The organism is Histidinibacterium aquaticum, assembly GCF_008710275.1.
Classification (GTDB): Bacteria; Pseudomonadota; Alphaproteobacteria; order Rhodobacterales; family Rhodobacteraceae; genus Oceanicola; species Oceanicola aquaticus.
In genome coordinates this window covers 29,029-49,865 of sequence record NZ_VYQE01000005.1, presented here as the reverse complement: position 1 = coordinate 49,865, position 20,837 = coordinate 29,029, and the positions used below count along the sequence as shown (strand labels likewise).

Annotated in this window: 23 protein-coding genes and 1 tRNA gene; 14 read left to right on the top strand and 10 right to left on the bottom strand. The window is 67.8% G+C overall.

Going from position 1 to position 20,837, the window contains the following annotated elements:
- Positions 1 to 19 precede the first annotated feature (19 nt).
- The gene (locus F3S47_RS15605; RefSeq protein ID WP_150446232.1) at positions 20 to 331 is read left to right on the top strand and encodes an HNH endonuclease family protein; all 312 of its coding nucleotides are present in this window, start codon (positions 20 to 22) and stop codon (positions 329 to 331) included.
- Here F3S47_RS15605 and F3S47_RS15600 read toward each other — a convergent pair.
- Positions 328 to 1,077 carry an SDR family oxidoreductase gene (locus F3S47_RS15600; protein ID WP_150446422.1) on the bottom strand — a complete coding sequence of 250 codons (750 nt, stop codon included), beginning with the start codon at positions 1,075 to 1,077 and terminating at the stop codon, positions 328 to 330. The two genes, F3S47_RS15605 and F3S47_RS15600, sit on opposite strands and share 4 nt — an antisense overlap.
- 127 nt (positions 1,078 to 1,204) lie before the next feature.
- On the opposite strand from F3S47_RS15600, the gene F3S47_RS19465 reads away from it, so the two are divergent.
- From F3S47_RS19465 to lpxK, 7 genes are all read left to right on the top strand, one after another.
- Entirely contained in the window at positions 1,205 to 2,722 is a 1,518-nt protein-coding gene (locus F3S47_RS19465; protein ID WP_191090214.1) for a DUF2125 domain-containing protein, read from the top strand.
- Positions 2,723 to 2,801: 79 nt separating this feature from the next.
- Entirely contained in the window at positions 2,802 to 4,346 is a 1,545-nt protein-coding gene (locus F3S47_RS15590) for a DUF2125 domain-containing protein (RefSeq protein WP_150446231.1), read from the top strand.
- Positions 4,347 to 4,412: 66 nt separating this feature from the next.
- Entirely contained in the window at positions 4,413 to 5,759 is a 1,347-nt protein-coding gene (locus F3S47_RS15585) for a TldD/PmbA family protein (RefSeq protein ID WP_150446230.1), read from the top strand.
- Entirely contained in the window at positions 5,746 to 6,528 is a 783-nt protein-coding gene (locus F3S47_RS15580; RefSeq protein ID WP_223877851.1) for an inositol monophosphatase family protein, read from the top strand. Before F3S47_RS15585 ends, F3S47_RS15580 begins: the two co-directional genes overlap by 14 nt.
- A 58-nt stretch (positions 6,529 to 6,586) precedes the next feature.
- Entirely contained in the window at positions 6,587 to 6,832 is a 246-nt protein-coding gene (locus tag F3S47_RS15575; RefSeq protein ID WP_150446228.1) for a DUF4170 domain-containing protein, read from the top strand.
- A gap of 5 nt (positions 6,833 to 6,837) precedes the next feature.
- Positions 6,838 to 8,004, top strand: coding sequence for a 3-deoxy-D-manno-octulosonic acid transferase (locus F3S47_RS15570; RefSeq protein WP_150446227.1), 1,167 nt, complete (start codon positions 6,838 to 6,840; stop codon positions 8,002 to 8,004).
- A complete protein-coding gene (lpxK, locus tag F3S47_RS15565) occupies positions 8,004 to 8,990 on the top strand; it encodes a tetraacyldisaccharide 4'-kinase (RefSeq protein WP_150446226.1) in 987 nt (328 codons plus the stop codon). Before F3S47_RS15570 ends, lpxK begins: the two co-directional genes overlap by 1 nt.
- A 58-nt stretch (positions 8,991 to 9,048) precedes the next feature.
- On the opposite strand, the gene F3S47_RS15560 is transcribed toward lpxK, so the two are convergent.
- Together F3S47_RS15560 and F3S47_RS15555 are read right to left on the bottom strand one after the other, a co-directional pair.
- Positions 9,049 to 9,795, bottom strand: coding sequence for a DsbA family protein (locus F3S47_RS15560; RefSeq protein WP_150446225.1), 747 nt, complete (start codon positions 9,793 to 9,795; stop codon positions 9,049 to 9,051).
- A gap of 39 nt (positions 9,796 to 9,834) precedes the next feature.
- The gene (locus tag F3S47_RS15555) at positions 9,835 to 10,347 is read right to left on the bottom strand and encodes a DUF721 domain-containing protein (RefSeq protein ID WP_223877850.1); all 513 of its coding nucleotides are present in this window, start codon (positions 10,345 to 10,347) and stop codon (positions 9,835 to 9,837) included.
- Positions 10,348 to 10,411: 64 nt separating this feature from the next.
- On the opposite strand from F3S47_RS15555, the gene mutY reads away from it, so the two are divergent.
- From mutY to F3S47_RS15540, 3 genes are read left to right on the top strand one after another with little or no spacing between them, the layout of a single operon-like run.
- Positions 10,412 to 11,473: an A/G-specific adenine glycosylase gene (gene mutY, locus F3S47_RS15550; protein WP_150446224.1), complete on the top strand. Its 1,062-nt coding sequence runs from the start codon at positions 10,412 to 10,414 to the stop codon at positions 11,471 to 11,473.
- Positions 11,474 to 11,531: 58 nt separating this feature from the next.
- Positions 11,532 to 12,665 (top strand): alkane 1-monooxygenase, encoded by a 1,134-nt coding sequence (locus F3S47_RS15545; protein ID WP_150446223.1) that lies wholly within the window; start codon positions 11,532 to 11,534, stop codon positions 12,663 to 12,665.
- A gap of 59 nt (positions 12,666 to 12,724) precedes the next feature.
- Positions 12,725 to 13,654 (top strand): NADP-dependent oxidoreductase, encoded by a 930-nt coding sequence (locus F3S47_RS15540; RefSeq protein WP_150446222.1) that lies wholly within the window; start codon positions 12,725 to 12,727, stop codon positions 13,652 to 13,654.
- A 3-nt stretch (positions 13,655 to 13,657) separates the two neighbouring features.
- Here F3S47_RS15540 and F3S47_RS15535 read toward each other — a convergent pair whose 3' ends face one another.
- From F3S47_RS15535 to F3S47_RS15520, 4 genes are all read right to left on the bottom strand, one after another.
- Complete coding sequence (locus F3S47_RS15535) at positions 13,658 to 14,293, bottom strand: NAD(P)-dependent oxidoreductase (RefSeq protein WP_150446221.1); 636 nt, start codon at positions 14,291 to 14,293, stop codon at positions 13,658 to 13,660.
- Positions 14,294 to 14,425: 132 nt separating this feature from the next.
- A complete protein-coding gene (locus F3S47_RS15530) occupies positions 14,426 to 15,529 on the bottom strand; it encodes a site-specific DNA-methyltransferase (RefSeq protein WP_150446220.1) in 1,104 nt (367 codons plus the stop codon).
- An 87-nt stretch (positions 15,530 to 15,616) separates the two neighbouring features.
- On the bottom strand, positions 15,617 to 16,246 hold the full coding sequence (locus F3S47_RS15525; RefSeq protein ID WP_150446219.1) for a ribonuclease HII: 630 nt from the start codon (positions 16,244 to 16,246) through the stop codon (positions 15,617 to 15,619).
- 132 nt (positions 16,247 to 16,378) lie between these two features.
- Positions 16,379 to 16,951 (bottom strand): hypothetical protein, encoded by a 573-nt coding sequence (locus F3S47_RS15520; protein WP_150446218.1) that lies wholly within the window; start codon positions 16,949 to 16,951, stop codon positions 16,379 to 16,381.
- Between the two features lie 159 nt (positions 16,952 to 17,110).
- Here F3S47_RS15520 and F3S47_RS15515 point away from each other — a divergent pair, with 159 nt between their 5' ends.
- The 3 genes from F3S47_RS15515 (at position 17,111) to F3S47_RS15505 (ending at position 18,842) form a co-directional block, all read left to right on the top strand.
- On the top strand, positions 17,111 to 17,392 hold the full coding sequence (locus F3S47_RS15515; RefSeq protein WP_150446217.1) for a hypothetical protein: 282 nt from the start codon (positions 17,111 to 17,113) through the stop codon (positions 17,390 to 17,392).
- Positions 17,364 to 18,068 carry a winged helix-turn-helix domain-containing protein gene (locus F3S47_RS15510; RefSeq protein WP_150446216.1) on the top strand — a complete coding sequence of 235 codons (705 nt, stop codon included), beginning with the start codon at positions 17,364 to 17,366 and terminating at the stop codon, positions 18,066 to 18,068. The genes F3S47_RS15515 and F3S47_RS15510 overlap by 29 nt, the downstream gene beginning before the upstream one ends.
- Before the next feature lie 99 nt (positions 18,069 to 18,167).
- On the top strand, positions 18,168 to 18,842 hold the full coding sequence (locus tag F3S47_RS15505) for a sensor histidine kinase (RefSeq protein ID WP_150446215.1): 675 nt from the start codon (positions 18,168 to 18,170) through the stop codon (positions 18,840 to 18,842).
- Here the strand turns inward: F3S47_RS15505 and F3S47_RS15500 are convergent.
- The 3 genes from F3S47_RS15500 to F3S47_RS15490 form a co-directional block, all read right to left on the bottom strand.
- Positions 18,817 to 19,527: a Crp/Fnr family transcriptional regulator gene (locus tag F3S47_RS15500; RefSeq protein WP_150446214.1), complete on the bottom strand. Its 711-nt coding sequence runs from the start codon at positions 19,525 to 19,527 to the stop codon at positions 18,817 to 18,819. The two genes, F3S47_RS15505 and F3S47_RS15500, sit on opposite strands and share 26 nt — an antisense overlap.
- Before the next feature lie 138 nt (positions 19,528 to 19,665).
- The gene (locus F3S47_RS15495) at positions 19,666 to 20,574 is read right to left on the bottom strand and encodes an AEC family transporter (RefSeq protein WP_150446213.1); all 909 of its coding nucleotides are present in this window, start codon (positions 20,572 to 20,574) and stop codon (positions 19,666 to 19,668) included.
- 74 nt (positions 20,575 to 20,648) lie between these two features.
- Positions 20,649 to 20,725 (bottom strand) — tRNA-Arg (locus F3S47_RS15490).
- Positions 20,726 to 20,837: the final 112 nt, after the last annotated feature.

Genomic DNA, 20,837 nt, shown 5'->3' with positions numbered 1-20,837 from the left:
GAAACGAAGGGCAAGCGCTCTGGACAGACCAGCCGACACCGATCCGATCTGTGCGCTCTGCGGGCGACCGATCCCGCCCGACGTGCCGCAATCGCTCCATCACCTTGTTCCGAAGCTCAAGGGCGGGAAGGGCGGACCGACCGTCCTGCTCCACCAGATTTGCCACAGCGAAATCCACGCGACGCTTACGGAGGCGGAACTGGCCCGGTCCTACGACACGCCGGAAAAGCTGCGCGAGCATCCCCGCCTGGCGAAGTTCGTCGGCTGGATCCGCAAGCGCCCGCCAGGCTTCCGGTCGAAGGTGCCGGGCAAGCGCCGCGGAAGGCGCTAGGATAGGTTCAGCTTCGCCCGGATCTCTTCGTCGCGCAGCGACACATCGTCGCCGAGCCAGGCGCCGGACTCCGGTCCGCACATCCAGACCAGCGCCTCCGCCGGCCATTCCGGCGGGATGTGATCCGACCAGTCGAGCTGACTCACGGGATTGATGCCCGACGCCTTGATCTCGCGCTGCATCTCGGTCTGGACCGTGCCCGGCGACAGCCCGAGGGACCTGATGCCCCGCTCGCCGTATTCCTTGTGGCACATCCGCGTGAGCATGTAGGCGCCCGACTTCGACGCGCAGTAGTGCGACCAGCCTTCGACCGGACCATGCGCGGCGCCGGAGGAGATGGTGATGATCGTACCCTCTCCCTGCTCCAGCATGTGCGGCAGGGCCGCGCGCATCCCGTGGAAGACGCCCTTGAGGTTCACGTCGATGACCTGGGACCAGGCCTCGGGGTCGGCCTCGTGCATGTGCGAGATGGGCTCGATCAGGCCGGCGTTGCCGATCAGGACGTCGAGCCGGCCGAAGGTGTCCACCGCCGCGGAGACGGCGGCCTCGACCTCCCAGTAGCGGGAAACGTCGCAGGGGACGGCCAGGGCGCTCTGACCGATCTCGCCGGCGACGTCGGCGACCCTTTCACCGTTCCGCGCGAGCAGAACGACCTTGGCGCCGGCTTTCGCGAAGCGGTGCGCCGCCGCCGCGCCGATCCCCCGGCTGGCGCCGGTGATGAGCACGACCTTGTCCGACATCTCCATCTTGTCACCCAATGCTTGCTTTGCTCGAATCTCGTAACCGACTAGGGTCACGTCGAGTTTTCCTCACCTTGACCCAGCGAGTCTGTGCGTGAAACCTCTAAACCGATTTAAACAGGGAAGGTTCGAGATGACTGTTTACAAAAGGACGGGCTGTGCCGTTGCCGTGAGCGCGCTCTTCGCTGCTGCGCCCGCAATCGCCGACGTCACCGCCGAACAGGTCTGGCAGGACTGGCAGGATAACCTCTCGATCTACGGGGAGGCCTCTCTCGAGGTCGGCAGCGAGGAGATGTCCGGAGACACTCTGACCGTCAGCGACATCGTCATGACCCTCACCGACGAGGAAAGTACCGTCACCGTCGATATCGGGGAACTGACCTTCACCGAGACAGGCGACGGCACGGTTCAGGTCGGACTGCCTGAAGAGACACCCATGACGCTCGAGATGACGCCGACCTACGGCGACCCCGCGACCGTCGAGATGGTTGCGCGGTCGGAAGGGTCTGAGTTGATCGTGAGCGGCACCCCCGAGGAGATGGTCTACGACATCTCCGCGGCCCGCTACACGATCGCCGTCGAGAGCGTCGAGGGCGCGGAGGCCGACGTCGAGGTCAACACCGTCGAGTTCTCCCTCTCCGACATCGAGGGCACCTACACGGTGAGCGAGGACGAGGGTCTCCGGCACGTCGACTACGCGCTGTCTGCCGGCGTTCTGAACGCGGTTGTCGACATCACCGAGCCGGACGGTCCCGGGACCATGCAGCTTCTCGGCACAATCGACGGACTGCAGATGCAGGCCGTCGTCGACGCGCCTACGGACGTCGACATGGAATCGCCCGAAACCGTCTTCGTGGACGGCCTCTCGATCGACGCGGGCTACGAGTTCGGCGAGTCGAGCTACTCCTTCAGCTTCACCGAAGAGTCGGAGACCATGCAGGGCGAGGCCTCCGCCGAAAGCGGCGAGATGTCGATCATGGCCTCGCAGAGCGGTTTCGCCTACTCCGGGGGCGCGACGGCTCCCTCGGTGTCCTTCCAGGGCGGCGGCGTGCCGTTCCCCGTCGAGATTTCGATGGCGGAATACAGCTACGGTATCGACCTTCCCCTGGCCGCGAGCGAAGAGCCCGAGCCCTTCAGCCTGCAACTGCTCCTGTCCGAGCTCACGATCAACGACGAGATCTGGAGCATGATCGACCCGCAAGGCATGCTCGACCACCAGCCGGCGACCGTCAGCCTCGACCTGAGCGGCGCGGTGGCGCTCGATTTCGACGTGCTCGACCCCGCCCAGATGCCGCAAATGATGATGGCCGACGTGCCGGGCGAGCTTGAGGAAGTGACCCTGAACGACCTCAACGTCAGCGTGGCGGGCGCCCAGCTGACGGGCGAAGGGGCCTTCACCTTCGACAACAGCGACCTTGAGACCTTCGGGGGCATGCCCGCGCCCGAGGGCTCGGCCACCTTCAGCCTCACCGGGGCCAACCAGCTGATCGACACCCTGGTCGAGATGGGCCTGGTGCCGGAACAGCAGGTCATGGGGGCCCGGATGATGATGGGCATGTTCGCCCGGCAGGTCGGCGAGGACCAGCTCGAGTCGAACATCGAGATCAACGAAGAGGGCCACATCATCGTCAACGGTCAGCGGATCCAGTAACAGGATCTCGCCAGACGCTGGCACAAGGGAGCCGCGCCGGACCGGCGCGGCTCTTTTCTTTGCAACACGAGGTCCAGAGATGATCCGCCGCACGCTCCTCTCAACAGTCATTCCCTTCGCCGCCGCCGTTCCGGGCGCCGGTCTCGCCGATGTCACCGCCGAAGAGGTCTGGTCCGCCTACGAGGCCTATACCGAGGCCCTCGGTCTCGATGTCGAGGCGACGCTCGACCGCTCCGGTCAGACACTCACCGTGGGCGACATCGTGATGACCGCGCCGATCCCTGCCGAGTACGGCTCCTTCCGCATGACGGTCGACGGCTTCGATCTCGTGGAGCAGGAGGACGGGAGCGTCTCCATCCTCTATCCCGAAACCATGGAAGTCGGCGTCTCCGCTACGGTCGAGGAGCCCGAACCCGCGGACTTCGACATGACGCTCGAGGTCGGGATGACCGGCTCCACAGCCGTCGCCTCGGGCACGGCGAACGACCTCCGGATCGAGAGTTCCACTGACAGGGTCACGGTCTCGGTCGCCGACATGACCATCGAGGGCGATGAAGACGCTGCGGAGGCGGTCGAGGACTTCTCGCTGGAGGTCACGATCGAGGATGCCCAGGGGACCCAAAGCCTCGTCCGCCGGGACGGGACGATGAGTCTGGAGGCCGTCTCGGAAACGGGACGCTCCGATTACTCCACGGCGATCGTCCTGCCCGAAGAGGGCCGCAGCACGACGACCGGCGGCAGCGAGTCCACCCGGGCCGAGATCACTATCTCGATCCCGGAAAGCGGCGTCGACTACATGAACCTCGCGGAGGGCCTTCGCTCCGGTCTGTCCCTGCGGATGGAGACCGAGACGATCGGCTCGGAGCAATCGAGCGAAACGCTGACCTCCGACATGCCTGCAACGGTCCAGACCACCGAGTTCGGCCGCAACGCGGCCCGGGTGGTGTTCGACGAGACGGGCCTGGACGTCGAAGGCTCGGTCGAAGACGTTTCGGTCTTTTACGGCGGCATCCCGGGCCTGCCGCTCGATATCTCGGCGCAGATCGCCAGCGGCCGGGGATCGGCCGTGATCCCGCTCCTTGCCTCGGAGGAGGCACAGCAGGCGGGGTATTCGATCACCCTCGAGGAGGTCACGATCGGCGACCAGATCTGGCGCCTCTTCGACCCCGAAAGCCGCCTGCCCCGCGATCCGGCCTCCCTGAAGCTTGAGCTGCTCGCCGAGCTGACGATCACCGAAGACCTGCTCGACATCGAGGCCATGATGGCAGCCGCGGAAGCCGAGGAGATGCCGGTCGAACTCGGGTCCATCGCGCTGCCAGAACTGGCGTTCTCGGCGCTGGGCGTCAGCCTCGCGGGGTCCGGAGCCTTCACGCTCGACTTCAGCGACCGCGAGACCTTCGCGCCGGGCCCGCGTCCCGAGGGCAGCGCCCGGATGGAGGTGACCGGCCTCAACGGGCTGATCGACACGCTGTCCGAGATGGGACTCGTCCCGCAGGAGCAGCTGACCGGCCTCCGCCTCGGTCTGGGCATGGTGACAGAGGTCACCGGGGAGGATGTGCTCGAGAGCCGGGTCGAGGTGACGCCGGAGGGCAACGTCCTCGTCAACGGTATGCGGGTCCGCTGATCCTTGCGACCGGCGGCGGCAGGGACTACCTCCCGGGTGCTCCCGACCGCCGCCGAAAGGAACTCCATGGCCCATGATCTCGCCGTCCTGACCGACCAGCTCCTTGCCGCGGCCAAGGCGGCCGGCGCGGATGACGCCGACACTCTCGCGGTGGAGGGCACCTCGGTCTCGATCGACGTGCGGGGTGGGGTTCTGGAAGAGGCGCAGCGCTCCGAAGGCGTGGAGATCGGGCTTCGTGTCCTGATCGGAAAGCGGCAGGCCTGCGTCTCCGCCTCCGACACCCGAGAGGCGGTGCTGCAGGAAATGGCGGAGCGGGCCGTCGCCATGGCACGTGAAGCGCCGGAGGACCCGAATATCGGCCTGGCCGAAGCAAGCCTCCTGTCGGACCGCCGGAACGCCGACGGGCTGGAGCTCTTCGACCCCGCGGCTGAGCCCGATCCCGAGGCGCTCGAGGAAGACGCGCGGCGCGCCGAGGCCGCCGCACTCGCGGTTCAGGGCGTGAGCCAGGTCCAGGGGGCCTCGGCCAGCTACGGACGGCGTCGCCTGCATCTCGCCGCGACGAACGGCTTTTCCGGCGGCTACGAGCGCTCCGACCGCGGCACGTCCTGCGTCGCGATCAGCGGTGAAGGCACCGGGATGGAGCGCGACTACGATTTCGACAGCCGCATCTTCCAGTCCGACCTCCGCGACCCGGAGGAGATCGGCCGCACCGCCGGCGAGCGCGCCGCGGCCCGCGCCGGCGCCCGCCGTCCGAAGACCGGTGCCTATCCCGTCCTTTTCGACGAGCGCATCTCCTCCTCACTGATCGGCCACCTCGTCTCGGCCATCAACGGAAGCATGATCGCCCGGGGCTCCAGCTGGCTCCGCGACGCGATGGGCGAGGAGGTCCTGCCGGCCGACCTGAGCCTGATCGAGGACCCGCACCGCCTGCGCACGCCCGGCTCGCGGCCCTTCGACGCCGAGGGTCTCGCCACCACCCGGCGCGCAATCGTCGACAGCGGCGTGCTCACGACCTGGACGCTCGATCTCGCAACCGCCCGCAAGCTGGGGATGGAAAGCACTGGCAACGCCGTCCGCGGTCCTTCCTCCCCGCCGTCGCCCAGTGTCTCGAACCTGGCGCTGACCCAGGGCGACCGGACGCGGGAGGACCTGATCCGCGAGATGGGCACGGGCCTTCTGGTCACCTCGATGATCGGCTCGACGATCAATCCGAACACCGGCGACTACTCACGCGGCGCCTCGGGCTTCTGGGTCGAGAACGGCGAGATTGCCTACCCGGTGAACGAGGTCACGATTGCTGGCAACCTCCGTGACATGCTGCGCCGCATCCGTCCGGCGAACGATGCGCGCACCCACCTCGGCCGCGTCGTGCCCTCGCTTCTGGTCGAGGGGCTCACGCTTGCCGGGGAGTGATCTCCCCCTCCTGGTCGAAGCGGCGCAGGAAGCCGGCGAGATCGCCCGCCGGTTCCACCAGGGAGCGCCAGCAGTCTGGGAAAAGGAGGATGCGCAGGGCCCGGTGACTGAGGCCGACCTCGCGGTCGACGCCCACCTGAAGGACCGGCTCCTGACGGCCCGGCCTGACTACGGCTGGCTGTCGGAGGAGAGCGTCGCACGAACCGACCGCACGGCCACCAGCGCGCAGTTCATCGTCGATCCGATAGACGGGACGCGCGCCTTCCTCGAAGGCGGACGCGACTGGTCCCATTCGATCGCCGTGGCCCGGGGCGGCCAGATCACCGCCGCCGTCGTCTACCTGCCGCTCAGGAGCGCGACCTACACCGCCGTTCTCGGCGAGGGTGCCTGGCTCAACGACGCGCGGCTGGGCACTTCCGATCAGACCGAGATCGAGAGGGCGCAGGTCCTGGCCAATGCCCCGACCATGGACCAGCGCCACTGGCATCGCGGCGCACCGGGGTTCGAGCGTCATTTCCGCTCGTCGCTAGCCTACCGCATGTGCCTCGTCGCCCTCGGGCGGTTCGACGCGATGCTGACCCTGCGCCCGACCTGGGAGTGGGACGTGGCCGCGGGCAGCCTGATCGTCACCGAGGCCGGGGGCACGGTGACCGACCAGGCGGGGCATCCGCTCCGCTTCAACAACCCGATCCCGCAGCACGACGGCGTCGTCGCGGCCGGGGGCGCGATGCACCGGGCCCTCATGGACCGTCTGGCCCGCGACCGTTAGCTTGACCGCAAGAGTGCCGGGTCTAAGGTCCGCGCCGCATAAACCGAAGGAGAGTCCCATGTCGCAGCGCCTACACCTCGTCTTCGGCGGAGAGCTCGTCGACCCCTCGAAGAACCAGTTCAAGAACGTCGATGAAATCCACATCGTCGGGATGTTTCCCGACTACCAGAGCGCCTACAACGCCTGGAAGGCCGAGGCCCAGCGCACCGTGGACAACGCCCACACGCGCTACTTCATCGCCCATCTCCATCGCCTGCGCGACGAGAAGACCGCCGCCTCGCCGACCGAAGAACTCGATCCCTGACCGTCATGGCGATGGCGCGCCGGGGGGAGCGCACCCTCGCCTTGCCGCCCCGCCCGCCGGGGCCGGTCGTCTGGCTTCACGCCGCACCGCAGACGGATATGGACGCGGTCGCCGCCCTCGCCCAGAGGATGGCGCAGGAGGACGTGGGCGCCAGCTTCATGGTGACCGGCGATCCGATCCGCGTGCCGGAGCCCCTGATCGAGGTGAATACGCCGCATGACTCCACCTCGGCGGCCCGGGCCTTCCTCGACCACGTCCGGCCCGACGTCGTACTCTGGATGCAGGGCGGCCTGCTGGGCCAGCTTCTGGCCGAGGTCGACTCGCGCGGTATCGCGAGGCTTCTGGCCGACGCCGACGCGCGGGACCTCGCCCTTAACCGGAGCGGATGGCTGGCCCGGGCCCGGCGCGGCGGGCTCGTCCGCGATTTCCGCCAGGCCCTTGCGGTCGACGAAGATGCCGCCGCCCGCCTGAGACGCCTCGGCCTCGAGGACGGGAGGATCTCGGTCACGGGCCCCCTGACCGAGGGCGCTGTCGCCTTCCCCGGCGGCGAGTCCCAGCGCGCCCGCATCGCCCAAGAGGTCGGCACCCGGCCAATCTGGTTCGCGCCGGCGACCCCGATGGTCGAACTCCCCCTGCTGGCCGAGGCCCACCAGGCGGCGAGCCGCCGCTCCCACCGGCTGCTGCTCGCAATCATGCCGCGCGATCCCGCGGAGGGAGAGGAGATGGCAGAGACACTGCACGACCTCGGTCTGCGCACGGTCCGCCGGTCGGTGGAGGAGGAGGTGCCGGAGGGTACGGAGGTCGTGGTCGCCGACCGCGAGTCCGAGCTCGGCGCCTGGTACCGCCTCGCGCCGATGACCTTCATGGGCGGCACCCTAACCGAAGGCGGGGGCCGGTCCCCCTACGAGGCCGCGGCCCTCGGCTCCGCCGTCCTTCACGGGCCCGGGACCATGCCATGGGGGCTGGCCTACCGGAGGCTGGCAGAGGCCCGGGCGGCGGAGCGCGTGAGCGACAGCGCCACGCTCGGTGTCGCCGTGACCGAGCTTCTCGCACCGGACCGCGCGGCGCTGCTGGCGCATGCCGCATGGTCGTCGCTGTCCTCGGGCGCGGACGTGACCAACCGGCTGATGGAGCTTCTCATCGACGCCCTCGATGCCGCCGGAGCCTACTGATGCCCGATCCCTCCTTCTGGCGCCGTGACCCCTCCCGTCCGGGACTGAGGGCGCGGCTCCTGTCGCCCCTCGGACGTCTCTATGCGACTGCCACGGCTCGACGGCTTGCCCGGGGACAAGGCACGAAGTTGACGGTCCCGGTCGTCTGCGTCGGGAACCTGAACGCCGGTGGTACCGGCAAGACGCCCACGGTCATCGCCCTTCTGCAGCGGTGGAGTAGCCGCAGCGTCCACGTCGTGTCGCGCGGCTACGGCGGCACGCTGGAAGGACCCGTCCGGGTCGATCCCCGGCACCACGACGCCGCCGATGTCGGAGACGAGCCGCTTCTGCTTTCCGCCTTCGCCCCCGTCTGGGTCTCCCGCGACCGGGCGGCGGGCGCGCGCGCCGCTGTCGAGGGGGGCGCGGAGGCCGTTCTGCTCGATGACGGTTTCCAGAACCCCGCCGTCGAGAAAGACCTGTCGATCGTCGTGGTGGATGCGGCGACGGGCTTCGGCAACGGCCTCTGCCTGCCGGCCGGCCCCCTGCGCGAGCCGGTCGAGGCCGGGCTGGCGCGCGCCGATCTTCTCCTCTCCATCGGGGAGGCCACGGCGCAGCAGCGGTTCCGAGCGCAGTGGGGCCGAGAGCTGCCGAACCGACTGCCGCACCTCACCGCCCGGCTCGAACCCCTCCAGACCGGGATGCCCTGGGCCGGAATGCGCGTCATGGCCTTCGCGGGGATCGGGCAGCCTGACAAGGTTTTCGCGACGCTCCGCAGGCTTGGGGCGGAGATCCTGCGGGCAGTGCCTCTGTCGGATCACCAACCGCTGACGCCCGCCCTCATGGCGCGGCTGGAACGCGACGCCCTCGCGGCGGGAGCGCAGCTCGTCACCACTGAAAAGGACGCAGTCCGCCTGCCTCCGAGCTTCCGGGCGAAGGTCCTGACCCTGCCCGTCCGTCTCGAGTTCGACGAGCCCGAGCGGATCGACGCCATCCTCGCCCGGCTCTGAGACACGAAAAAGGGGCGGTCCCGAAGGCCCGCCCCTCACCGTGAGGTATGGACGAGGATCAGTCCTCGAGCGCGGCGTCGATCGCCGGCATCAGCTCGCTGGACCAGTTGCCCTCGAACTTCTCGCCGTTGATGATGAAGGTCGGCGTGGAGTTCACGTCGTCCTCCTCGCGGTTCTCCTCGAACCACGCCAGAAGCGTCTGGGCCTTCTCGCCGTCGCTGAAGCAGGCATCGACCTGCTCCTGCGTCAGGCCGGCGGACAGACCCATCTGCCGCAGGTTCTCGGCGATGTCGGCACCCTCGCCCTGCACCCATTCGGACTGCTGGTCGTAGATCATGTTGACCAGGCCGAAGAAGCGCATCTCGCCACCGCAACGCGCGACCATCGAGGCCCAGAGACCCGGCAGATCGAAGTAGACCTCGCGGTAGATCAGCTGCACCTGGCCCTCGTCGATGTAGTCGGACTTCAGCTCGGGATAGAGGTTCTGATGGAAGTCGCGGCAGTGGGGGCAGGTGAACGAGGCGTATTCGATCACCGTCACCGGCGCGTCCTCTTCGCCGAGCGTCATCTCAGCGATGGACGAGGTATCCATCTCCGCGTTTTCGGCGCTTTCGTCTCCGCCCTCATTCTCCGGCACTTCGGTCGTGTTCTCGGCCTCCGCCTCGCTGCTTTCTTCGGACTGAGCGAGAGCCGCCCCGCCGACGATCTGGGTCGTGCCGTCGGGCATGGTGCGCGTGTTCAGGAGCCAGGTCCCGCCCGCGATGAAGGCGAGCGCGAGGGCTGCGATGGCAAGTGTGCGTTTCATGTCTCGTCTTTCGGTTAGGTGACTGTGGTGAATGTGTTTCTAGCTCCGCCGCTTGCCCAGCACATTGGTGCCGAGCGTCTCCAGAGCAAGCCGAAGGGACTCGCTGGAGACCCCGTCCGCGGCGCGGGCGGCTTCGTGCCGGACCTCGGGGGGCGGCGGCGCGGGCGCGGGCTTCGGAGCGGAGGCGAAGCGGGCCTGCCCTTCGGAAAAACCGGTGGGCGCGGTCTGGGTGAAGCGGATCTTGGTGATGGCGCGGTAGCCGTAGCAGGCGTTCACCCGTTCCGCTATCCGCTCCTTCTGCATCTCGAGCATCGGCGCCTGCGCCCCGGTCGTCAGCAGCACCAGAGTCGCCCCGAGACCCTGCCGGCCGTAGGTGATCTGAACCGGACGGCACTGCCCGGCGATCTCGGCCCCTGCGACCTCTTCCCAATGGGTCAGCAACCGCGAAACCGCGAAGCCGCGAGACTGCGAGGCGGCCCGAATGCGCGATTGCATCAGGCCGGAGGCCCGTGCAAATCCCCGTGTTGTGCTGTCGCGGCGGGTCTCGGTCATGGTGCTCGCAGTGTAGAGAAAGAGCGCGCAGGAACCAGAGGCGGTTTGGCAGGAGGCATAAAGAATGCGTGACGCTGGAGCCGATCCCTCCGAACTGCTGGCCTGGTACGACCGCCATGCGCGCGACCTGCCCTGGCGCACCGGCCCGGCGGCGCGGGCAGCGGGCGAACGGCCGGATCCCTATCGCGTCTGGCTGAGCGAGATCATGCTGCAGCAGACGACCGTGGCCGCCGCGCGCGACTACTTTCGCGCCTTCACGGAGCGCTGGCCGAGCGTGGAGGATCTCGCCGCCGCCGAGGACGCGGAGGTCATGGCGGCCTGGGCGGGCCTCGGGTACTACGCCCGCGCCCGCAACCTTCTCAAATGCGCGCGCGTCGTGGCGGGCGAACTCGGCGGGCGGTTTCCGGAGACCGTCGAGGGCCTGAAGGCCCTGCCCGGGATCGGCCCCTACACCGCGGGCGCCATCGCGGCCATCGCCTACGACGAGCCGGCGACCGTTGTCGATGGCAACGTCGAGCGGGTCATGGCGCGGGTCCACTCGGTGGGGCTTCCTCTGCCGCAGGCCAAGGGAGAGCTGACGGCCCTCGCTGCGGCGCTCACGCCCGAACACCGGCCCGGCGACTACGCCCAGGCGGTCATGGACCTTGGCGCGACGATCTGCACGCCCCGGAGCCCGGCCTGCGGCATCTGCCCCTGGCGCGAGCCCTGCCGCGCCCGGTCCGAGGGCATCGCCGCCGATCTCCCGCGCAAGGCCCCGAAGAAAGCCAAGCCGACGCGGCACGGCATCGCCTATGTCGCCCGCCGCGCCGACGGCGCCTGGCTTCTGGAGACCCGGCCCGAGAGCGGCCTGCTCGGTGGCATGCTCGGTTGGCCGACGAGCGATTGGGGCGACAGCCCCACGCCCGCGCCGCCGATCGAGGCGGACTGGCGCAGCGCCGGGGTCGAGGCCCGTCACACCTTCACCCACTTCCACCTGCGGCTGTCGATCGAGGTTGCGGAGGTCCCCCTCGGCTCGGAGCCGGAGCGCGGAGACTTCCTGCCGCCGGATCGGTTCCGCCCCGCCGATCTGCCGACACTGATGCGAAAGGTCTTCGATCTCGGGCGCAGCGTCCTTCTGCCCGATTGAGCGGGTGGTTCGCGGGGGTTACCTTGCCGGAAAGATCGAGCGGTAAAGGTCCGACCCAATGCTGTCCCCTCCACAGGTCGCGCGCCTGTCGAACGCCCTGCCCTTCTGGCTGTCGTTGGCGATGGTGCCCCTGCCGGTGATCGGGGCGGTCTACGGCGGCTGGACGGTGCTCCTCGCGCCCGTGGTCACCTGGTATCTCTATTCCATCGTCGACGCGCTTTCGGGCCTGAACGAGGAGAACGCCGATCCGGAGACGGGCGAAGACCAGCTCTTCTGGTATCGGCTCATCACCATGATCTGGGCCCCGGTGCAGTTCGTCCTGATCTTCGGCCTGCTGGCCTACGTTCCGCAGGCCGCGCATCTGAACACGCTCGAGAAGATCATGGTCTTCGTGGGGACCGGCGTCCTCTCGGGCACCATCGGAATCGTCTATTCGCATGAGCTCCTGCACCAGAGGAACCGCTTCGAGCGCTGGCTTGGGGACATATTGCTCGCGATGGTGCTCTACTCGCACTTCCGGTCGGAGCACCTGCTCGTCCATCACCGCTACGTCGGCACCCCGCGCGATCCGGTCACGGCCCGCTACAACGAGGGCTTTCACCGGTTCTACTTCCGCGTTCTCCCCCAGTGTCTCGCCTCGGCCTTCGCGGCCGAGAAGGCCATGCTCGCGCGGCGCAAGCTGCCCTGGTGGCACCGGACCAACCCCTTCTGGCGCTACTGGGCGCTGCAGGCCGCGATGCTGGGGCTTGCGGCAATCCTGGGCGGATGGTCCGGCATCGGGCTCTTACTCGTTCAGGCCGGCGTCGCGGTCTGGACGCTGGAGCTGACCAATTACGTCGAGCACTACGGCCTCACGCGGAAACACCTCGGGGACGGAAAGTACGAGCACGTCCTGCCCCGCCACAGCTGGAACGCCTCGCACAGGGCCTCGAACTGGCTGCTGATCAACCTTCAGCGTCACTCGGATCACCACTACAAGCCCGACCGCCGCTTCCCGTTGCTGCAGACCTATTCCGAGGACGACGCGCCGCAGCTGCCCTACGGCTACATGACCATGACCTTCATAGCCGTGATCCCCCCGCTCTGGCGCCGCGTGATGAACCCGAAGGTCCGCAAGTGGCGGCAGACCTTCTACCCAGAAATCACAGACTGGGCGCCCTACAAGAGCGGCACATTGCCTCTGCCCCGCTGAGGAACGGCCCCCGGCTCCGGGCCGTTGCCCTCCCGACATCCAGACATCGGGAGACCAATATGCTCGCCATGCGTATCCACGAATTCGGTCCGTCGGACCGACTGAAACCGGAAGACCTCGAAACACCCGAGCCGGGCCCGGGCGAAATGCTCGTCCGGACCCACGCCGCCGGCGTGAACCCCGTCGATTACAAGATCCGCGCCGGTGAATTCCCGCCGGTCGGAGAGGACAAGCTGCCCCTCGTCCCCGGCGGCGAAGTCTCCGGCGTCGTCGACGCCGTGGGCGAAGGCGTCGAGAGCTTCAATGCCGGCGCAACCGTCCACGCCATGGTCCCCCCGGGCCGCGGCGGTTACGCGACGCACGTCATCGTCCGCCCGAACGAGGCGGCCGCCATTCCCGAAGGCATGTCCTGGGAAGAAGCCGCGTCGCTGCCGCTCGCCGGGCTAACCGCCTGGCAGGGTCTTTACGAACACGGCGAGATGCATTCCGGGCAACGCGTCCTGATCCACGGCGGTGCGGGCGGCGTCGGCCACCTGGCGGTGCAGATCGCCAAGTCCGCAGGGTGCGAGGTCTTCACCACCGCGCGCGCCGACGAGGACGGCGAGATGCTCGAGCGACTCGGCGCGGACCGCGTGATCGACTACCGTGAGGAGAACTTCGAGGAGATCGCGACCGACCTCGACCTCGTCCTCGACACCATCGGCGGCGACACCCAGAAGCGGTCTCTGGCATGCCTCACGAAGGGCGGCCGGCTGGTCGGCACGCTGGGCGGACCGGACGAGGATACCGTGAAAAAGCACGGCGTGACGGCCACGGCCTTCATGACGCAGCCCAACGGCACGCAGCTCGAGGAAATGGGCCGGGCCTTCTCGCAAGGAACCCTGCGCACCAACGTGTCACAGACCTTCCCGCTGGAGGAGGCCGCGAAGGCGCAGGACACGCTCGAAAACCAGCACGTCCAGGGCAAGATCGCGCTGACCGTGCGATAGGCTCTACTTGATGAGAACCGGCGCCTGGTGAGAGTAGGCGCCGGTCTCCGCCGCGCCGACGAGGAAATGCGCCACGTCGGCGCGAGAGACGATGCCCGAGCGCCAGTCCTTCGGTTCGAGCAGAACCTTGTACCGCCCCCGGGTCGGGCTGTCGGTCAGGAACCCCGGTCTGGCGATCGTCCAGTCCAGTCCACTTTCCTCGATGATCCGCTCCTGCCTGTCCTTGTCGGCATAGGCCCGTCCCATGATCGCCGTGAACGGCAGGTCGAGAAGCCGCCCCAAGGCCGGGCGCGAGTTCCCCGCCCCGAACCCGGTGACGGCGAGGAGCCGCCGGACCCCGGCGACCTGCATCTCCTGCACGAGAATCCGGGTCGACGCCGAGAAGAGCGTCACCGGCCGCGTGACGAAGCCGAGGCCCTTGGGCACGCCGAGCGCGTGAACCACGGCGTCCACGCCATCCAGAGCGGCGGCCACGTCGGCCGGACGGAGCGCGTCTCCCGTCCAGGGCTCCAGCCCCGGCTCCGGTTTCATCTCCCGCGCGCTCCGCGCGAAGGCGCGCACCCGGTGCCCTCGCTTCAGCGCTTCCCTGACCACTGCGCGACCGATGCCGCGGCTCGCTCCGATGACGAGTAGATGCATGCCGAATACTCCCGGCGCTTTGCCAATTCACAGGTAGCTCAGAGCCGAACGCAAAAAAGCCCCGCCGTCCCGGAAGGGCACAGCGGGGCCAGGTAGTGCCGTTGCGGGTTCGCCGCAGGCACCGGCGGTCTCTTAACCTTGTGTCATCTCCGCACGGATCTGTTGGCGCAGGAGGTCGATGGGGACCTGCTTTCCGTCGCGCTTGAAGGACCAGTAGGTCCAGCCGTTGCAGGAGGGCGCGCCTTCCAGGTGGGCCCCCACCTGGTGGATCGAGCCCTTCACGTCCTCGGCGACGAGGGTGCCGTCGGCCCTCACCTTGGCCGTCTTGCCCTTCATCGAGGTCAGCACCTCGCCCGGCCGCAGCAGCCCGCGCTCGACCAGCTGGCCGAAGGGAACGCGCGGCTCCGCTCGCTTGGAGGTCGAGACGGCGAGGCTGTCGCGGTCGTACTTGCGCACTCGCGCGAGACGCGCTTCGGCCACTTCGCGGTAGGCCGCCTCGCGCTCGATGCCGATCCACTCACGGCCAAGCATCTTGGCCACAGCGCCCGTGGTCCCGGTTCCGAAGAAGGGGTCCAGCACGACGTGGCCGGGGTTGGTCGTCCCGACGAGCACCCGATGAAGTAGCGCCTCGGGCTTCTGCGTCGGGTGGGCCTTGCTGCCGCTGCCGTCCTTGAGTCGCTCATGGCCAGTGCAGATAGGCAGCACCCAGTCCGAGCGCATTTGCACGCCATCGTTCAGGGACTTCAGCGCCTCGTAATTGAAGGTGTACTTCGAGCCCTCGGACTTCGAAGCCCAGATCAGCGTCTCGTGCGCGTTGGTCAGGCGCTTGCCGCGGAAGTTCGGCATCGGGTTCGACTTGCGCCAAACGACGTCGTTGAGAATCCAGAACCCCTGGTTCTGAAGCTCTGCCCCGAGCCGGAAGACATTGTGGTAGGAGCCGATGACCCAGATCGCCCCGCCCGGCTTGAGCAGGCGCTGCGCCTCGGAGAGCCAGGCCCGGGTGAAGGAGTCGTAGCTCTCGAACCCGGTGAACCGATCCCACTCGTCGTCGACCGCGTCGACGCGCGAGTTGTCGGGACGGTGGAGCTCACCGCGGAGCTGAAGGTTGTAGGGCGGATCGGCAAAGATCAGATCGACGCAAGCGTCGGGGAGCCGGCGCATCTCTTCGATGCAGTCACCGGCCAGAATCGTGCCGAGAGGGAGCGCCGCGGCGCTCTTGGTCTTTGTCTTCGTCATGGTCTGCCTCGTCCCCGGCGGGTGTCCCGCTCTTGGTTGGACTCCAAGATGAGTCAGAGGCGATTCGCTGTCAAAAACTTTAATGACTCAAGAGGTTACGGTTTCCTCTCGACACAGGATATTGTGGACCGGAGCGAAGCTTCGCCTATGGTGTGGGGTCGGCCCGAGATCCTGAAGTGCCGAAATGTGACGCTTCGAGCCGTAGCCCATATTCGTCTCCCAGCCATAGCCGGGATGCTGTTGCGCCAAGTCCACCATGAGCGCATCGCGGGCCACCTTGGCCACGATGGAGGCCGCCGCGACGGCCAGGCACCGGCCGTCTCCCTTGACCACCGCCTCGCCCAGGCAGGGCAGATCGCGGGGTAGGTGCGGGCCGTCGACGACGGCGAAATCCGCGCCGAGCGCCTCGATCGCGCGGCACATCGCCAGGTGGCTGGCCTGGAGGATATTGATCTCGTCGATCTCCGTGACGGAAGCGTGCGCGATGGCGACCTCTGCCACCTGGTGGATCTCGGCGGCGAGCTCTTCGCGGACTGGGGCGGTGAGCGTCTTGCTGTCCCCCAGGCCCGCAGGAATCCGGGCCGGGTCGAGGATCACCGCCGCCGCCGTCACCGGCCCGGCGAGAGGCCCGCGGCCCACCTCATCGACGCCAGCGACGCGAATAAATCCGCGCTGCTGAGCTGCGATGACGAATGCGAAATCTGGGGCGTCGGACATGCCCGACATCTGCCCCGCGCGCCGTGGTCAGCGCAACAGGAAATAAGGTGACGCGGGAGGGGGGATGACCCTCCCGCGCCGCGGAGGCAGGCGCGACGGAGACTGGGGATGATGCACACCTGCCGTCCGATCTCAGTAATCCACGCGGTAATAGCCCTGCCGTCCGAGGCAGCGCGGCACCCAGCCGTGACGGGTGTGTCCCTGACGCCCCTCGACTCGGCGGTAGCAGACATCCGGCAGCTGCTGGACGCGGACGCCCGCCTCGCGCAGGCAGTTGCGCGTGAAGAGCCGGATGCTTCCGCCATCCGCGAGGTTGATGTTTCTCAGGCAGCGCCCGGGAATGGCATAGGGATCGAACCTGCGCCCCTCGTGACGACCACGCTGGTCACGATGACCGCGGTTCGCATGGTCCCGGCCGTGCCCGCGGCCCGGGCGAACCTGCACGTCGCGGTCATCGCGATCGTCGCGAGCCTCCTCGCGCTTCTTCTTGTCGTCGTCGTCATCATCATCGTCGTCGTCCTTCGAGAGCTGATTGACGACGGCAAGCGCGCCGAGACCGAAAAGGATCGCGCCGATCGTATCCTGCTGGGTCCATTCGCGCTGGGTGTTCTGGGTCGTGAGTTCGTTCGCCGCTGCCACACTCGGGAGGAGGGATGTCGTCGCGAGGACCCCGGAGAGGGCGAAGGCGGTCATCTTCCGGAACATCGGGTTTCCTTTCGTCTGGGCCCGCGGACGGGCTGTGATGCCCCAGACCTGGCGCCGACCCGAACCGGCAGACAATAACGGGCCCGCGCTATCCCCTAGCCGGCCCCGGACGGCGGAGGTTATTGACTAGCAGCCCCGGTCAAGCGGAGGGTGCGACCCATGACACGCATCCTCCTCGCCCTTGCGATCCTCACCCTGACCGCCCTGCCGGCGGCCGCCGAGTGCTTTGCCGACTACAAGGCCAAGCGGGACGACCCCTTGCGCCTGCACTACGGTGTGGCAGAGATCGAAGGCTCGTGTAGTGTGGATAACGCGTCCGAACAGCTGAACGACCGTCTGTCCGAGGCCGGCTGGCAGCTTCTCGAGGTGCTGGACACCTTCGACGAGGACGGGGCCGACTCGAGGAGAGACGATGCGGGAAATAACTACCTCCGCTACTGAGACCCGTGTCGCGGGGACCCGCGTCGTCACAGCCGGCATCGTCGCCATCGTCCTGATCCTCGGGACGGCGGCGGTCCTGCTCTTCATCAATCTTCCCGACGCGAACGCCTTCAATGCCCGTGTCGAGCGCCTCTTCATCGAGAATAGCGATCTGACCGGCCAGGCCGAGATCCGGCTCCTGGAGATCCTCGCCCAATCCGGCACGGCGTTTTCCGAGACGCTGACGAGCTACCGCTTCGTCATCTTCGTGCTGCTGGTCTTCGCCACCGGCCTGCTGATCGCGGCCGTGGTGTTCCTGGTGATGCTGATCGCGCTCAACCGTCGGATGGGGCAGATCGAGCGCCAGGGCATCGAGGTGAACACCCTGACGATCTCGCGTCAGAGCAACCTCGTCTACCTCAACAATTTCGAGTTCAAGCTGACCGCCGCCGCGATGGAGACGCTCGGTGTCCTCGCGGAGGCCCGCCTCGACGACGAGGTCCTGACCGGCGCCCAGATCGAGGCGGTGATCTCCGGCCGGTCCGAGGCCGATTGCGACGAAGCCGCCGGCGCCACGCGCATCAAGCGGCTGAGGGACTCTCTCGGCAACCAGATGATGTCCGAGCTGCTGGTCAAGAACATCGCCCGGCGCGGCTACATGCTCGCGATCGACAAGGGCGTCATCCGGATGGTCTGACCCGCGGTAGCGCAGCGCCGCCGACAAACGACGCCGTGGTGCGTTATCGCACCAGCTTAGCCGTGGTCTGCAAGCTGGCCCTGCGCGTATCCTGGACCCATGACAAAACCCCCGGCGTCCTCGGCAGAAAGTGAACCGTCCACAAAGACGGTCCCTTCATCGAAAGACGAGTCGACAGGGGCAGACGTCTACATCGCCGAGACGAACCACAGGGTTTCCAACAGCCTTTCAATGGTGGCGGCGATGCTTCGTCACAAGCGGCGGCAAGTGGCGACGGCCGAAGCCTCGGAGGCCCTCCTCGAAGCCTCGGCCCGGATCGACGGCATCGCGCTCCTTCACAAGCACCTCTACTCGCTCGAGCCCGGCGCGCCGGTCGAGCTGATTTCCTTCCTCCGAAGCATCTCCGCCCGGATAACGGAGAGCCTCGGCACCCGCATCGAGGTCCGGGGGTGCCCCGCCGAGGTGACGGGACACGCGGCCACCGACATCGCCGTGATCGTAACGGAGCTTTGCCTGAATGCGGTGAAACACGCCCACGGGAGCGACCCTGACGCCTGCATCAGCGTCGAGATCGGCAGTTCGGACGGGACTCACCTCTTTCTCGAGGTCCGCGATACGGGGCCTGGCCTGCCGGAGGGCTTCGACGGAAGCGCGCCCGACAGCATGGGAATGCACATCGTCGGTTCCCTCGCCGAGGGGCTCGGAGGTGATCTGTCCTACCGCAATGACAGCGGTGCGGTCGTCCGCCTCAGCTTCCGAAGGCCACCCCGGTAAGCCGCTCGTACTCGGCCTCGGGGACGCCGTAGCCGCCGTCGGACGCCTTCTTAAGCCCCTCGCGGTCAATCACGGTGATTGCCCCGCGTCCGGCACGGATCAGCCCGGCATCCTCCAGCGCGTGGATTGCGACGGTGACCCCCGCGCGGCGAACGCCGATCATCAGGGCCAGAAAGTCGTGGGTCAGTTCGATCTCGTCCGTCTCGAGACGGTCGTGAGACATCAGCAGCCACCGGGCGAGACGCCCCTCCAGCTTGAGGCGCCCGTTGGCGAGCGCGGTATGAGCTGTTTGGATCGAGAAGACTTGGACGTAGCGTAGAAGGATCGTCCGCAATTCATCGTCCTTCATCGCCTCGCGCAGCCGGTCGCTTTCGATCCGGTGGGCGGCTCCCCCGATCTGAACTTCGGTCTGGTGAGGCGACCGGTCATTGCCCATGACGACCATGGCGCCCGACAATGCCTCTCGCCCGATTAGCCCGGCCTCGATCTCCTGGTCGCCGCTTCGGGACTTCGCGATCACCGACAGCAGGCCGCTCTCCGGGAAGTAGACATGCCGGATCGGCTGCCGGGGCAGTTCGATCTTCTGAAAAACAGTGAGTTCGACGGGTTCGAGGTACGGCGTCAGGAGGGCGAGCTGATCCGGCGGGAGGCCGCCAAGAAGAAGATTTCGGAATGAAGACGCCATGTTCTGCCTCTCTCGCCTCGGGGCAAGAGCACGTAATGGCGGCTCTCAGCCGGCCATGCCCTAGGATTTTCTATGACCGATGGCGGTGTCCTATCACATGGCAGTGCGGAACGCACGCACCGCCCGAGTCTGACGTAGCTACCCGAAGGGACCGACGAGAAGCAGGAGCGGCAAGGTCGCTATGACCGCAATCGTCTGGGAGGTCACAATCCCGGCCATGAAGCTCGCGTCGCCGTTCAGCTGGCGGGTCAGGACGTAGGCCGACGGAGCCGTGGGCACGGCGGAAAAGACGACGAGGACCAGGGCCTCCACCCCGGACAGTCCGAGCCCGACGGCGACCGCTGTCGCGAGCGCGGGCATCGCAAGGAGCCGGGCCGCGCCAGTCCCGAGGAGCGCCACCACGTCCCGGCGAAGCGACACGGGCCTCAGCGCCGCGCCGACGCAGAGCAGACCCAGCGGCAGGCTCGCCTGCCCCAGGAGCGAGAGGAAATCGCCGGTGCCGAGCGGCAGGCCGATCCCCGCGAGGGCCAGGCCGCCACCCATCAGGCACGCGAGGATGAGCGGGTTGGTCAGAACCGTCCGCAGCAGGTCCAGCGGATGTCGCGACGCCTCACCGCCGCTCAGCGCGAGGATCGCCAGGACATTCACGAGCGGCACCGAGACCGCCAGGTAGATCGCGGCGCGCTCGATCCCCTCCGATCCCGCGAGCACGGCGAGGATGGACAGCCCGAGGTAGGTGTTGAACCGGACGACACCTTGGAGGACCGGCCCGTAGCGCCGCGCCGGCATGGGCCGGATCCGGCGGAACAGGGCCACGGCTGCGGCGCCCAGGAGGATCGTCACGATCGCCGCGGCCCCGAGGCGAAGCACGGCGGGGTCGTAGACCGGGGCCTCGGCAAGGCTGGACACCAGAAGGGCGGGAAACAGGACGAAGTAGTTGAGGCGCTCTGCCGCCGCCCAGAAGCTCTCGGAGGGGAAACCGATGCAGAAGAGGACGTAGCCCAGGCAGATCAGCGCGAAGATCGGCCAGATCGTGATCACCAGCATGTCGGTCGGCCGTCCCTTTTCGCCCGCCCCCGGTTCTCGCAGGAAGCCCGGCCGCCGTCGAGGAGGTGAGGCGATGGTGACCCCGGCAGGATTCGAACCTGCAACCTGCCCCTTAGGAGGGGGCTGCTCTATCCAGTTGAGCCACGGGGCCGCGCCGTCCTCGTCTTTGCCCGGCTTTGACGCACGGGTCAACGCACGGGAACGCTCCGCTTGGACACCGGCGGGCGGGCAGAGTAACACTGCGTTGACCGACCCCGAGGACT